Source organism: Zavarzinia sp., assembly GCF_049306435.1.
Classification (GTDB): Bacteria; Pseudomonadota; Alphaproteobacteria; order Zavarziniales; family Zavarziniaceae; genus Zavarzinia.
In genome coordinates, this window is the sequence record NZ_JBAQRT010000198.1 from 1 (window position 1) to 12,909 (window position 12,909).

The 12,909-nt window shown below is 67.6% G+C and carries 14 protein-coding genes; 12 read left to right on the forward strand and 2 right to left on the reverse strand.

Annotated features, from left to right (window positions below):
• The 3 genes from WAZ62_RS11120 to meaB form a co-directional block, all read left to right on the forward strand.
• The coding region (locus WAZ62_RS11120) for a transposase (protein ID WP_422643571.1) at positions 1 to 278 on the forward strand (278 nt) is incomplete at its 5' end.
• 82 nt (positions 279 to 360) lie between these two features.
• On the forward strand, positions 361 to 978 hold the full coding sequence (locus WAZ62_RS11125) for a 2-hydroxychromene-2-carboxylate isomerase (RefSeq protein WP_422643596.1): 618 nt from the start codon (positions 361 to 363) through the stop codon (positions 976 to 978).
• Positions 975 to 1,892, forward strand: coding sequence for a methylmalonyl Co-A mutase-associated GTPase MeaB (gene meaB / locus WAZ62_RS11130; protein WP_422643597.1), 918 nt, complete (start codon positions 975 to 977; stop codon positions 1,890 to 1,892). The genes WAZ62_RS11125 and meaB overlap by 4 nt, the downstream gene beginning before the upstream one ends.
• Here the strand turns inward: meaB and WAZ62_RS11135 are convergent.
• Positions 1,876 to 2,586: a sulfite exporter TauE/SafE family protein gene (locus WAZ62_RS11135; protein ID WP_422643598.1), complete on the reverse strand. Its 711-nt coding sequence runs from the start codon at positions 2,584 to 2,586 to the stop codon at positions 1,876 to 1,878. The two genes, meaB and WAZ62_RS11135, sit on opposite strands and share 17 nt — an antisense overlap.
• 43 nt (positions 2,587 to 2,629) lie before the next feature.
• A complete protein-coding gene (locus WAZ62_RS11140; protein WP_422643599.1) occupies positions 2,630 to 3,550 on the reverse strand; it encodes a LysR family transcriptional regulator in 921 nt (306 codons plus the stop codon).
• Between the two features lie 107 nt (positions 3,551 to 3,657).
• Between WAZ62_RS11140 and WAZ62_RS11145 the strand changes: the two genes are divergently transcribed.
• The 9 genes from WAZ62_RS11145 to WAZ62_RS11185 form a co-directional block, all read left to right on the forward strand.
• The gene (locus WAZ62_RS11145) at positions 3,658 to 4,752 is read left to right on the forward strand and encodes an extracellular solute-binding protein (protein ID WP_422643600.1); all 1,095 of its coding nucleotides are present in this window, start codon (positions 3,658 to 3,660) and stop codon (positions 4,750 to 4,752) included.
• Positions 4,753 to 4,910: 158 nt separating this feature from the next.
• Positions 4,911 to 5,951, forward strand: a complete 1,041-nt coding sequence (locus WAZ62_RS11150) for an ABC transporter ATP-binding protein (RefSeq protein WP_422643601.1) — start codon at positions 4,911 to 4,913, stop codon at positions 5,949 to 5,951.
• On the forward strand, positions 5,948 to 6,799 hold the full coding sequence (locus WAZ62_RS11155) for an ABC transporter permease (protein WP_422643602.1): 852 nt from the start codon (positions 5,948 to 5,950) through the stop codon (positions 6,797 to 6,799). The genes WAZ62_RS11150 and WAZ62_RS11155 overlap by 4 nt, the downstream gene beginning before the upstream one ends.
• On the forward strand, positions 6,799 to 7,599 hold the full coding sequence (locus tag WAZ62_RS11160) for an ABC transporter permease (RefSeq protein ID WP_422643603.1): 801 nt from the start codon (positions 6,799 to 6,801) through the stop codon (positions 7,597 to 7,599). The genes WAZ62_RS11155 and WAZ62_RS11160 overlap by 1 nt, the downstream gene beginning before the upstream one ends.
• A gap of 25 nt (positions 7,600 to 7,624) precedes the next feature.
• The gene (speB, locus tag WAZ62_RS11165; protein WP_422643604.1) at positions 7,625 to 8,680 is read left to right on the forward strand and encodes an agmatinase; all 1,056 of its coding nucleotides are present in this window, start codon (positions 7,625 to 7,627) and stop codon (positions 8,678 to 8,680) included.
• Positions 8,681 to 8,682: 2 nt separating this feature from the next.
• A complete protein-coding gene (locus tag WAZ62_RS11170; protein WP_422643605.1) occupies positions 8,683 to 9,714 on the forward strand; it encodes a zinc-dependent alcohol dehydrogenase in 1,032 nt (343 codons plus the stop codon).
• Positions 9,715 to 9,725: 11 nt separating this feature from the next.
• Positions 9,726 to 10,520, forward strand: a complete 795-nt coding sequence (locus WAZ62_RS11175; protein ID WP_422643606.1) for a carbon-nitrogen hydrolase family protein — start codon at positions 9,726 to 9,728, stop codon at positions 10,518 to 10,520.
• Complete coding sequence (locus WAZ62_RS11180; RefSeq protein ID WP_422643607.1) at positions 10,517 to 12,202, forward strand: flavin monoamine oxidase family protein; 1,686 nt, start codon at positions 10,517 to 10,519, stop codon at positions 12,200 to 12,202. Before WAZ62_RS11175 ends, WAZ62_RS11180 begins: the two co-directional genes overlap by 4 nt.
• Positions 12,203 to 12,363: 161 nt before the next feature.
• On the forward strand, positions 12,364 to 12,909 hold a 546-nt coding region (locus WAZ62_RS11185; protein ID WP_422643608.1), incomplete at its 3' end, for a thiamine pyrophosphate-binding protein.

Genomic DNA, 12,909 nt, shown 5'->3' on the forward strand with positions numbered 1-12,909 from the left:
TCGCCGCCCTGACCGGCCTCGCCCCCTGGACCCGGCAATCCGGCCAGTGGCGCGGCAAGAGCTTCATCGGCGGCGGCAGGGCCGGCGTCCGCGCCGCCCTCTTCATGGGCGCCATGGTCGCCGCCCGCCACAACCCCGACCTCAGGGCCTTCAGGGACAGGCTCGTCGCCGCCGGCAAGCCAAAGCTCGTCGCCATCATCGCAACAGCCCGGAAACTCATCACCATCCTCAATGCCATCATCAGGGATGATCAACCATGGCGCGCAAAAACCGCTTGACCAGCAAGACAGTCGCTCTCCTCCTCGGAGGAGAGGGCAGGGTGAGGAGGGAAACTCGGTGCCCCGAAGGGAGAGCGGCACCATGACCACGATCGATTTCGTCTTCGGCGCCTCCAGCCGCTATTCCTATCTGGCGGTCAGCCAGCTGCCGAAACTGGCGGCCGAATTCGGCGTCCGCTTCCGCTGGCGGCCGGTCACCACCATCGCCCTCGTGCGTCAGGCGCGGGGCGGCGGCTCCACCCCCTTCGACGGGGCGCCGCCGGCCAAGCAATATGACTTCGCCTGGCGCCGGCTGGATGCCGAGGCCTGGGCCGCGCTCTATGGCATTCCGTTCCGCGAGCCGCACGGCCGCGTGAAATATGATGCCGCCCAGTTGAACCTCGGCTGTGTCGCCGCCGATGTCATGGGCCGGATCGAGGCTTTCGTGCCGGCCCTGCAGCACGAAATCTTCGTGACCGACCGCGCCGGCGAAATCGGCCGGGCCGATATCGTAAACGTCGCGCGCGGCATCGGCCTCGACCCCGCCGCCTTCGAGACCCTGCTCGACGATGCCGGCACCAAAGCCGCCGCCCAGGCGATCCAGGACGAGGCGGTGGCCAAGGGCGCCTTCGGCGTGCCGACCTTCCTTGTCGATGGCAAGGTGATCTGGGGCAACGACCGCATCCCCCTCCTGAAACATCATCTGGCGACGCGCGCATGACCCTCGACGAGCTTCGCAGCGGCGGCAAGGGCGCGATGGCGAAAGCCCTCGCCCGGATCGAGCGCGATCCGCATGGCGCCGCCACCATCGCCCTGCTCGACGCCGCCTGGGATAACCCCCGCGCCCATGTCATCGGCCTGACCGGGCCGCCGGGGGTGGGCAAATCCACCCTGACCTCCGCCCTCATCAACCGCTGGCGGCGGGAAGGACTGACGGTCGGCGTGATCGCGGTCGATCCGTCGTCGCGGCGCACCGGCGGCGCCCTGCTGGGCGATCGCACGCGGCTGATCATCGATGCCGAGGATCAGGGCATCTTCGTCCGTTCGATGGCGGCGCGGGACCGGCTGGGCGGCCTCGCCGCCCTCACTTTCCCGGCGATGGTGCTGATGCGCGCGGCTTACGACCGGGTGCTGATCGAGACCGTGGGCGTCGGCCAGTCGGAAACCGACGTGACACAGGTCGCCGACACGGTCGTCTTCTGCGTGCAGCCGGCCTCCGGCGATTCGCTGCAGTTCATGAAGGCGGGCATCGTCGAGATTCCCCATGTCGCCGTCGTCACCAAGGCCGATCTCGGCGCCCCGGCGACGCGGGCCCGGGCCGATCTGGTCGGCGCCCTGTCGCTCGCCGAAGACGTGACGGGCTGGAAAGTGCCGGTCATTCTGCTGTCGTCGAGCACGGGCAATGGCGTCGATGGGCTGATGACGGCCCTCGGCGACCATTTCCGCCACCTGACCGGAACCGGCGCCGGCAAGGCCCAGCGCGCCGAGCAGGGCGCCGCCTGGCTGGCGGAAAGCGTGCGCGACGAATTCGGCAAACGCGGCCTCGCCGCCGCCGCCGGCTTGATCGCGGCCAGCGAAGGCTCCCCCTTCGGGCGGGCCGCCGGCATCATCGAAAGCCTCAGCGCAGGGCGTTGAGCGTCGCCGTCACCCCGATCAGGGCGAGGATGAGCAGCGAAATCCGCCGATGATGGGCGGCGCCATAGCGCTCGAACAGCTTCACCCCCAGCCAGTCGCCCAGCAGCAGGCAAGGCAGGGCGAGGCCGAATTGCAGGGGCGAAATCTCGTCGATCTTGCCGGTGACACCATAGCCCGCCAGCGAAATCATGGCCGAGACGTTGAAGAAGGCCATCAGGGTCGCCCGGGCCTTCCGCGCGTCGGGTTCGGTGCCCAGCAGGAAGACGACGATGGGCGGCCCCGGGATCGCCAGCGCCCCGCCCATGAACCCTGCCGAGAGGCCGACCGGCAGCGCCAGCCACCGCCCCGCCCCGCTCATCACCCCGGTCCGCCACAACAGAATGGCCGAGCCGAGAACGCCGAAGCCGATCAGCAGTTTCATGACATCGGCCGGCAGCCAGTCCAGCACGGCGACCCCCATCGGCGTGCCGATCAGACTGCCGATCAGCAACGGCTTCAGCAGGACCCGATCCGCCTCGCGCAAGGAGGGCCGCAGGTTCTTCAGCCCGGCCGCCAGCGAAAGCAGGGCGCAGAGCACGACCGCCCGCGCCGGATCGATGACGAGCACAAGCAGCGGCATGGCCGCCAGCGCGAAGCCGAAACCGGAAAAGGCGCGCAGCACCGCCGCCGTGACGATGGTGACGCCAAAGAACACGAAGCCCGGGGCATCCAGCCCGCCTGCGCTGAACAGATCGATTTTAACGCTTCCCCTGTAGCTGGGCTCGCGGCCCCAGTTCTTCGAGCACGATCCGCCGCATCAGATCAAGCGCCGCGTTCTCCGCCCGGTTGGGATCATGGGCGATCTGGAACAGCTGCTCGCGGCTGAACAGATCGGGCCTTATCGAGCGCAGTCGGCCGGCGGCGACGAAGGACGCCGCGTAATGCTCGGGCAGGTAACCGAGGAAAGCGCCGGAGAGGATCAGCCGTGCTTCCGCCTCCATGTCCGAGACGACGGCATGGGCGCCCGAGATGGCGAAAATCTTCAGGTCGCGCCCACCCCAGTAATCGCGCCCGACGATGCGGTGCCGGCGCACCCTGTCGACGTCGATATCGGCGTCGGCTACCCCGAACAGGGGATGATCCTTGCCGCAATAGAAACGCTGCGGCTCGGCATAGAGATCCTGATAGTCAAGGCCGAGCACCATGCGCGGGAAGGAGGCGATGGCGACATGCAGCGTGCCGGTGACGACTTCGCGCAGCAGATCGTCCGGCGCGCCCGACGTGATGTTCAGGCGCACCTCGGGGGCGGCGACGACGAAGCGGGCGAAGACCTTTTCCAGCGGCGCCCTCGGATCGCTGATCGTGTTGTCGACGAGGCCGATGGACAAGGTGCCATGCAGCTTGTCGCGCAATGATCGCATCCGCGTATCGAACTGATCCATGGTGCCGAGCAGGCGTTTCACCTCGGCATAGACCGCCTGGCCTTCGGCGGTGAGGGAAAAGCCACCCCGCCCGCGCCGGCACAGGGTGACGCCCAGCCGCAACTCCAGCCCCGTCATGTGACTGGAAATCGTCGACAAAGACAGGTTCAGCTTGGCCTGTGCGGCGGCGAAACCGCCGGACTCGACGATCGTCACGAAGACGCGCAACAATCTGAGGTCAGTCGTATCCAGTGCCATTGCCGAAACTTCGATACCAATCGAAGTGAGTTTCGACTCTTCTTCATTTTTCCACAAGGGCGTCGCTGTTGTTGTGATCGCAGGACGCCGTCCCGGGAGATCGAGCCATGCACAAGAAAAGCCCCCTGAAGCCCAGCCGCCGTGCCGTGCTCGCCGGTGGCGCCGCCGCCCTCGCCGCCTCCACCGTCGGCTTTCCGAGCATCCTGCGCGCCGCCGACAAGAGCCTGAAGGTCGGCGTCTATGGCGGCTACTTCAAGGAATCCTTCGACAAGCACATCTTCACGGAATTCACCAAGGCGAGCGGCATCGCCATCGAATCCGTGGCCGAGCCGACGGGCGAAGCCTGGCTCGTCCAGCTCGAACAGGCCGCGCGGGCCAAGCAAGCCCCGGCCGACGTCTCGATGATCTCGCAGACCTCGATGCTGAAGGGCACGTCGGTCGAACTCTGGGCCCCGCTCGACGAAGCGAAGATCCCCGGCGCCAAGGCGGTCCACAGCCATCTGCAGAACCGCTACCCGGACGGCCGCCTGTGCGGCGTCGGCGCCGTGTCCTGGTACATCACCCTCGTCTCCAACACCAAGGTCTTCCCCGAGGCGCCGACCACCTGGGCCGAATTGTGGGACGTGAAGCACAAGGACCAGCTCGGCCTCCTGGCCCTCGTCTCCAACAGCTATCTGCTCGAGGTGACGGCGACCACCTTCTTCGGCGGCACCAAGATGCTGGATACCGAGGAGGGCATCCTGAAGGCGATGGAAAAGATCGCCGAGCTGAAGCCCAACGTGAAACTGTGGTACCGCGACGAGGCGCAGTTCGAGCAATCGCTGAAGTCGGGCGAGATTCCGATGGGCCAGTATTACCACGACGTCACCGGCCTCGCCGCCGCCGACGGCCACCCGGTGCGTTCCACCTTCCCCAAGGAAGGCGGCATCAACGATTCCGGCAGCTGGGCCGTCTCCAAGGCTTCGAAGGCGGTCGACCTGGCGCAGGTCTTCATCGAATACATGTGCCAGCCGTCGATTCAGGCCCTGCTGTCGCGGAAGGTCGGCACCTCGCCCACGATCGATCCAAAGCTGACCGATCTGACGCCCGAGGAATTTGCCGCCGTCTCGTCGGAGATCGCGCCGATCGTGCCGCGTTACGACATCTATCAGGAAAAGGCCGACTGGCTGAGCCAGAAGTGGACCGAGCTGATCGTCGGCTGATCCCCGCCCGACACCCGCGCCCGGCCCGCCGGGCGGGTGTGCAGTTGCCCGGCCCGCCGGGCGGGGGCGGAGGGGGATGATGCGTATCTTCGCCCTCTCCGCTCCCTTTCTCTTCCCGTGGCGCCTGCCGTGGCGATCTCGACCCTGAAGGACCTTGCATGTCCGGCCTCGTTCTCGATCATCTCGTCAAGCGCTACGGCGCCTTCACCGCCGTCCATGACGCCGCCCTGCAGATCCCGCACGGTCAGTTCGTCTGCCTGCTCGGCCCGTCGGGCTGCGGCAAGACCACCCTGCTGCGCATGATCGCCGGGCTGGACGCGCCCAGCGCCGGCCGCATCCTGATCGATGGCGCCGACATCACCGAGGCCCCGGCGCACCAGCGCGACTTCGGCATGGTGTTCCAGTCCCTCGCCCTGTTTCCGCATCTGACGGTGGGCGAGAATATCGCCTACCCCTTGCGCATCCGCGGCAAGTCGAAAGAGGAACAGCGGGCGGCGGCGGAGCGGCTGCTGGCCCTCGTCCGCCTGCCCGGCGTCGCCGACCGGCCGGTGTCCAAACTCTCGGGCGGGCAGCGCCAGCGCATCGCCATCGCCCGGGCGCTGGCCCTGTCGCCCCGCCTGTTCCTGCTGGACGAGCCCCTGTCCGCCCTCGACGCCAAGCTGCGCGAGGCGATGCAAATCGAATTGAAGCAGCTGCAGCAGCAACTGGGCATCACCACCATCGTCGTCACCCACGACCAGCGCGAGGCCATGACCATGGCTGATCTCGTCGTTGTCATGTCGGAGGGGCGCATCCTGCAGGCGGCGCCCCCGGTCGAGGTCTATCGCCGGCCGGCCAGCGCCTTCGTCGCCGATTTCATCGGCATGACCAATCTCCTGCCCGGCACGGCGGCGGGCGCCGGCCGCATCGCCGTCGGCGGCGGCACGCTGACGGTCACGGACACCGACATTCCGGCCGACCTCGTCCTGTCCATCCGGCCGGAAGACGTGAAGATCCATGCGGAAGGCGACGGCCCCAACCGCCTGCCCGGCACCGTCACCTTCATCCGCGATCTCGGCGCCTCGGTCGAGGTCAGGGCCGAGGTCGCGGGCCATGAAATCGTCGCGGTGACCGCGCCCAAGGATCGGCCTTCGGTGAGCGCCGGGGCGGCGGTATCGGTGGAATTTCCCGCCGAGGCCTGCGTGGTGCTGGCCAAATGAGCAAGCCGCGCCCGCGCCGCCTGGCGGATTACGCCCCCATCGCCTTTCCGGCGGGCATGTTGCTGGCGTTCTTCGTCGTGCCCTTCGGCATCATGATCGCCATTTCCTTCTATCACCGGGTGCAGGGCGGCTTTTACGAGCCGGCTTTCGAATTCGCCAATTACCAGCGCTTCCTCACCGCCTTCTTCGGCGGCGTGCTCGGCTTCTCGCTCGGCCTGTCGGCGCTGGTCGCCGTGGTCGCCGTGGTGCTGGCCTTCCCCTTCACCTGGCTCCTCGCGCGTCAGCGCCGGCAGGTGCAGGTGGTCTGGCTCGTCTTCCTGCTCTCCGTCCTGTCGCTCTCGGAAGTGATCATCGGCTTTGCCTGGTCGACCCTGTTCTCGAAGACCGCGGGCATCACCAATCTTCTGGTCGCCCTCGGCCTGATGGATCAGGCGGTCTCGCTCTACCCTTCCTTCGGCGCCGTGCTGGCGGGCATGGTCTATCAGGCCTTTCCCTATACCGTGCTCGTGCTCTATCCCGCCCTGTCACGCCTCGATCCCACATTGGTCGAGGCGGCGCGCACGCTCGGCGCCTCGCCCTTCCGGGCCTTCTTCAACGTGATCGTGCCGTCCCTCCGCAACACGATCCTCGCCACCATCATCATGGTCTTCGTCTTCGCCCTCGGCTCCTATCTGCTGCCGCAGCTCCTCGGCCGGCCGCAGCAATGGACGCTGTCGGTGCTGATCACCGATCAGGCGATCTACCAGTCCAACATGCCCTTCGCCTCGGCCATGGCGGTGTTCCTGGTCCTCGTCAGCCTCGGCCTCGTCGGCCTGTCCCTTCTCTTCGGACAGCGGGAGAAAGCGTGATGAGCCCCTGGCCGACCCGTCTCGTCTTCGCCTGTTTCGGCCTCTTCCTCGCCGCGCCGCTGGCCGTCGTCGCCGGGGTCGCGGTCAACGAGAAGAAGTCGCTGACCTTCCCGCCCGAGGGCTTTTCGCTGGCCTGGTTCGGCGAGATCTTCGCCAATCCCGAATGGTTCTCGGCCCTCCTCGCCAGTGTCGGCGTCGCGGCTTCCGCCTCGGTGCTCGCCGTGCTGATCGCCCTGCCCATCGCCTGGTTCCTGTGGCGCTGGCACGCGCCCTTCGCGCGCATCGTGCAGGTCCTCGGCCTCGCGCCCTTCATCCTGCCGCCGGTGATCACCGCTCTCGGCTTCCTCGCCTTCTGGTCGGAACTCGGCCTTTACGGCGAGCCCTGGACGGTGGTGATCAGTCACGGGATCTTCTTCGTGACCCTGCCGCTCGTCACCCTGACCCTCGGCTTCGATGCGATCGACGGCGCCCTGGTGGAAGCGGCGGCGACCATGGGCGCGGACGAGAAGACCGTGCTGCGCACCATCGTCTTCCCGCTGATCCGGCCCTATATCATCTCGGGGCTGGCCTTCGCTTTCGTGCTGTCGCTGAACGAATATATCGTCGCCTATATGGTCGTCGGCTTCACGGTCGAGACCCTGCCGATCAAAATCTTCAATGCCCTGCGCTATGGTTACACCCCGACCATGGCGGCGGTCAGCATTCTGTTCGTCGCCGTCGCGGCCGCCGTTTTCGGCCTGATCGCGCGCTTCGGCGACCTTCCCCGGCTCATGGGCGCCTGGTCGCCCAAGGACGAGTAACCGCGTTCATCTCAGGAGAATTGCCATGTTCGATGCCAAGAAACTCGAAGCCCTGCGCGCCAAATACGGCAGCGCCGGCGGCGACGTGATGTTCAGCGACGAGTTCAAGCGCGTCGCCGCGGTGCAGTTCTCGGCGGGTGGCCGGCGCATGATGCCCTTCGCCGGGGTATCGACCTTCCTCGACGCGGAATACAAGCCCGATGCCGCCGACCTGCCCGACTTCGGCGGCATCGACATCGCCCTCGTCGGCGTTCCCATGGACCTCGGCGTCACCAACCGCGCCGGCTCGCGCTTCGGGCCGCGCGCCGTCCGCACGGTCGAGCGCGTCGGGCCTTACGAACATTTCCTGAAGGTCGTGCCCCTCGCCGAGGCCAAGGTGGCCGATATCGGCGACGTGCCCTTCCGCAGCCGCTTCAGCCTCGAGTCCTGCCATCAGGACATCGAAGCCTTCTACAAGAAGCTGTGCGGCGCCGGTATCATCCCGCTGTCCATCGGCGGCGATCATTCGATTTCCCAGTCGATCCTGGCCGGGGTCGCCTCGAAGCACGGGCCGGTGGGCATGGTGCATTTCGATGCCCATTGCGACACCTCCGGTCCCTATGAAGGCAGCAAGTTCCAGCACGGCGGCCCGTTCCGCGAAGCGGTGCTGGCCGGCCACCTCGACCCCGAGCGCACGGTGCAGATCGGCATTCGCGGCGCCGCCGAATATCTGTGGGACTTCTCCTACGAAAGCGGCATGACCGTGATCCATGCCGAGGATGTCTCGAAGATCGGCACCGATGCCATCATCGAGACGGTGAAGAAGGTCGTGGGCGACGGCCCGACCTATATCTCGCTCGATGTCGACTGCCTCGATCCCGTCTTCGCGCCGGGCACCGGCACGCCCGAGATCGGCGGCATGACCAGCCGCGAGGTGATGGCGATCATGCGCGGCATCGCCGGCATCAATGTCGTCGGCGGCGACGTGGTCGAGATCGCGCCCCAGTATGACGCCACCACCAACACCGCCCAGCTCGGTGCCCAGATCATGTTCGAGATCCTGTGCCTGCAGGTGATCGCCCTGAAGAACAAGCGGACCTGATCGTGACGAAGCCCAACGCGGCCCTGATCCGCACCCTGAAAGCCCCCCTGTCCTTCGAATGCCGGGAGATCCCCTCTCCCGGCCCGGGGGAAGTCCTGATCGATGTCGTCGCCTGCGGTGTCTGCCATTCCGATGTCCATGCCGCCGATGGCGACTGGAGCCCGCTGCCCTCGATCCCGCTGGTGCCCGGCCATGAAGTGACCGGGCGCGTGGCGAAACTGGGCGCCGGGGTCGATCACCTGAGCGTCGGCCAGCCGGTCGGTGTCGCCTGGATGGGCGGCTCCTGCGGGCGCTGCGAAGCCTGCCTGAACGGCATGGAAACCATCTGCCCGCTGGGCGAGGCGACCGGCTATACCCGCGACGGCGGCTACGCCCGCCATATCGTCGCGCGGGCCGACTTCGTCATCGCCCTGCCGGAAGATGCCGATCTCGTCGCCCTCGCCCCCATTCTCTGCGCCGGGGTCACCACCTATCGGGCGTTGAAGCGCTCGGGCGCGCGGCCGGGGCAATTCGTCGGCATCATCGGCATCGGTGGCCTCGGTCATGTCGCCGTGCAATACGCCAAGGCCATGGGCTTTCGCCCGGTCGCGATCGATGTCGCCCTCGAGAAACTGGCGCTGGGGGCCCAGCTCGGCGCCGAGGTGACGGTGCTGGCCGGCCCGGGCGCGATCGACGCGGTCAGGAGCGCGACCAGGGGCGGGCTTCACGCCGTCATCGTCTGCGCCACCTCGCCCCGCGCCTTCGAATCGGGGCTCGACATGCTGCGCCCCGGGGGCACCGCCGTCTTCGTCGGCCTGCCGCCGACCGACGCCGACCGCATCCCGGTCTCGATCAGCCTGACCGCCAATTTCGAGCGCACCATCCGCGGCTCGAACGTCGGCACCCGCCTCGACCTCGCGGAAGCGGTTGACTTCGCCCTGCGCGGTCTCGTGAAATGCCAGATCGAGACCATGCCGTTCGAAGCCGCCAACGACGCCCTCGACCGCCTGCGCGAGGGCAAGGTCGAAGGCCGCCTCGTCCTGACCTTGCGTTAAGGAGCACGGAAATGCGCATCGCCACCTTCCAGGGCCCGCACGATCCCCTCGACAAGGCGGGCGTCCTCGCCCGGATCGACGGCGCGGCCCGGGCGGCGGCTGCGCGAGGCGCCCGTGTCCTCGTCTGCCCGGAAATGGTCCTGAGCGGTTACAACATCGGCCCGGCCGGCGCCGCCGCGGCGGCCGAGCGCGCGGACGGGCCTTCCGCCCGGGCCATCGCCGATATCGCGATGACCCATGGCATCGCCATCGCCTATGGCTATCCCGAAGCGGGCGAGGCGGGCGAAGTCTATAATTCGGCGCAGGTCTTCGACCGGGATGGCACATCCCTCGTCAATCATCGCAAGTGCCATCTGTTCGGCGATCTCGATCGTAACGCCTTCGCCCCCGGCGCCGGCCTCGCGCCTCTGTTCGAGATCGACGGGGTGAAGACCGGCATCCTGATCTGCTACGACGTCGAATTCCCGGAAGCGGTGCGAAGCTACGCGCTGCAGGGCGCGGCACTCGTGCTGGTGCCGACCGCGCTGATGCTGCCCTTCGACTTCATCCCCGAGAAGCTGGTGCCGACGCGGGCTTTCGAGAATCAGGTCTTCATCGTCTACGCCAACCGCTGCGGCACCGAGGGCGAGCTGACCTATGCCGGGCTTTCGGTCATCGCCGCGCCCGATGGCGTCGACCTCGCCCGCGCCGGCCGAGGCGAGGAAGTGATCGTCGGCGACATTGATTTCCCGGCCGCCGAGGCCGCGCGGGCCGCCAACCCCTATCTGGCCGACCGCCGGCCCGGCCTCTACCGGTCCCTGCCATGACCGCCGCGCATATCCCGGCGGAGGCGGGGGAGACCACGCCCGTGACCATGTTCGGGCCGGATTTTCCTTTCGCCTATGACGATTTCCTGAAGCATCCCGCCGGCCTCGGCCGTCTTCCCGAAGCGGCGCGCGGCATCCGCGTCGCCATCGTCGGCGGCGGCATTTCCGGGATCGTGACCGCCTACGAGCTGATGAAGCTGGGCCTTCACCCGGTGGTCTACGAGGCCGACCGGATCGGCGGGCGCCTGCGCTCCGAACCCTTCCGGGGCGGCGACGGCACATTGGCGGAACTCGGCGCCATGCGCTTTCCGCCCTCGTCCCGCGCCCTCTATCATTACATCGACAAGATGGGGCTGAAGACGACGCCCTTTCCCAATCCGCTGTCGCCCGCGACCCCCTCGACCGTGATCGAGCTGGGCGGCCAGCGCCATTATGCCCGGACCCTCGCCGACCTGCCGCCGGTCTTCGCCGAAGTGGCGGAAGCCTGGCGCGCCGCCCTCGACGAAGGCGCCGATTTCACCGCCATGCAGGAGGCGATCAAGGCGCGCGACGTCGCCCGTATCAAGTCGCTGTGGAACCCGCGGGTCGCCCGCCTCGACGAAGACAGTTTCTATGGCTTCATCTGCCGCTCGAAGGCCTTCTCTGCCTTGAGCTGGCGCCACCGGGAAATCTTCGGCCAGGTCGGTTTCGGCACCGGCGGCTGGGACACCGACTTCCCCAATTCGATGCTCGAGATCCTGCGCGTCATCTATACCAACGCCGACGAGGACCATCGGAGTGTGACCGGCGGGATCGAGCAATTGCCGCGCGGCCTGTGGCTGGACACGCCGGCCGACGTCGCCCATTGGCCCGCCGGCACCTCGCTGGCCTCGCTCCATGGCGGCAATCCCCGCCCGGCGGTCGCCCGGATCGCGCGCGGCATCGGCGGTGGCGTCGCCATCACCGACCGCTGGGGCAATACCGAGGAATTCGCCGCCGCCGTCATCACCTGCCAGGTCTGGCTGCTGTCGGCCCGCATCGACTGCGAGGAGAAGCTGTTTTCCGCCCCCATGTGGATGGCGATGGAACGCACCCATTACATGCAGGCGTCGAAGACCTTCGTCATGGTCGACCGGCCGTTCTGGAAGGATGTCGATCCCGCGACCGGCCGCGACACGATGAGCATGACCCTGTCGGACCGGCTGACGCGCGGCACCTATCTGATCGATCAGGGCGAGGGCAGGCCGGGCGTCATCTGCCTGTCCTACACCTGGAACGACGACGCCCTGAAATGGCTGTCGCTGCCCGTGGACGAGCGGGTGCGCCTGATGCTGCATTCCCTCGCCCAGATCTATCCCGGGGTGGACATCCGCCGTCACATCATCGGCCAGCCGGTCACGGTCAGCTGGGAACAGGACCCCAATTTCATGGGCGCCTTCAAGGCCAATCTGCCCGGCCATTACCGCTATCAGCGCCTGCTGTTCAGCCATTTCGCCGAAGGCCACGCCGCCCCCGACCATGCCGGCCTGTTCCTGGCCGGCGACGATATTTCCTGGACCGCCGGCTGGGCCGAAGGCGCCGTCACCACGGCACTGAACGCCGTCGCCGGTGTCGTCCGCCACCTGGGCGGCGGCAGCGCCCCCGGCAACCCGGACCCCGTGGACCGCTGGGCCGAACTCGCGCCCGTGGCCCTGCCCGGATAGGATCGCCTTCAACATGACGGATGCGGCGCGTCCCCCCTCGTCATGCCGGCGCAGGCCGGCATCTCGGGCCAGCAAGGGCGCCCGTCCCGTCGAAAGGCCCCGGCCTGCGCCGGGGCGGCGAGTGCCATCATCTGTCTGAATATCGAGGAGTGCCCCGCATCATGCCGACTGTCGGCGAAAATCTGGTCCGCCTGCTCGAAGCCTATGGCACCGAAGTGATCTTCGGCATTCCGGGCGTCCATAATGTCGAGCTTTATCGCGGCCTTGCCGCCTCGCCCATCCGCCATGTGACGCCAAGGCACGAGCAGGGCGCGGGCTTCATGGCGGACGGCTATGCCAGGGCGACCGGAAGGCCGGGCATCTGCTTCACCATCACCGGGCCGGGCCTGACCAATATCCTGACCGCCATGGGTCAGGCCTATGCCGATTCCGTGCCCATGCTGGTCATCGCCTCGGTCAATGCGACGAGCGAACTCGGCACCGGCGAGGGCCGGCTGCATGAACTGCCGTCGCAGCGCGCGCTCGCCGCCGGGGTTTCCGCCTTCGCCCAGACCATCTCGCACCCGCGCCAACTGGCGGAAGCCCTGGCCCGGGCCTTCGCCCTCTTCGCCGGCGGGCGGCCCCGGCCGGTCTATCTGGAAATTCCGGTCGACGTCATCGCCATGGATGGCGCGGCCCTCGATCTCGTGCCGCGCATCCTGCCCGGG

Coding starts and splice junctions, on each gene's coding strand:
- WAZ62_RS11125 (WP_422643596.1), top strand. CDS start 361: ATGACCACGATCGATTTCGTCTTCGGCGCCTCCAGCCGCTATTCCTAT.
- meaB (WP_422643597.1), top strand. CDS start 975: ATGACCCTCGACGAGCTTCGCAGCGGCGGCAAGGGCGCGATGGCGAAA.
- WAZ62_RS11140 (WP_422643599.1), bottom strand. CDS start 3,550: ATGGCACTGGATACGACTGACCTCAGATTGTTGCGCGTCTTCGTGACG.
- WAZ62_RS11145 (WP_422643600.1), top strand. CDS start 3,658: ATGCACAAGAAAAGCCCCCTGAAGCCCAGCCGCCGTGCCGTGCTCGCC.
- WAZ62_RS11150 (WP_422643601.1), top strand. CDS start 4,911: ATGTCCGGCCTCGTTCTCGATCATCTCGTCAAGCGCTACGGCGCCTTC.
- WAZ62_RS11155 (WP_422643602.1), top strand. CDS start 5,948: ATGAGCAAGCCGCGCCCGCGCCGCCTGGCGGATTACGCCCCCATCGCC.
- WAZ62_RS11160 (WP_422643603.1), top strand. CDS start 6,799: ATGAGCCCCTGGCCGACCCGTCTCGTCTTCGCCTGTTTCGGCCTCTTC.
- speB (WP_422643604.1), top strand. CDS start 7,625: ATGTTCGATGCCAAGAAACTCGAAGCCCTGCGCGCCAAATACGGCAGC.
- WAZ62_RS11175 (WP_422643606.1), top strand. CDS start 9,726: ATGCGCATCGCCACCTTCCAGGGCCCGCACGATCCCCTCGACAAGGCG.
- WAZ62_RS11180 (WP_422643607.1), top strand. CDS start 10,517: ATGACCGCCGCGCATATCCCGGCGGAGGCGGGGGAGACCACGCCCGTG.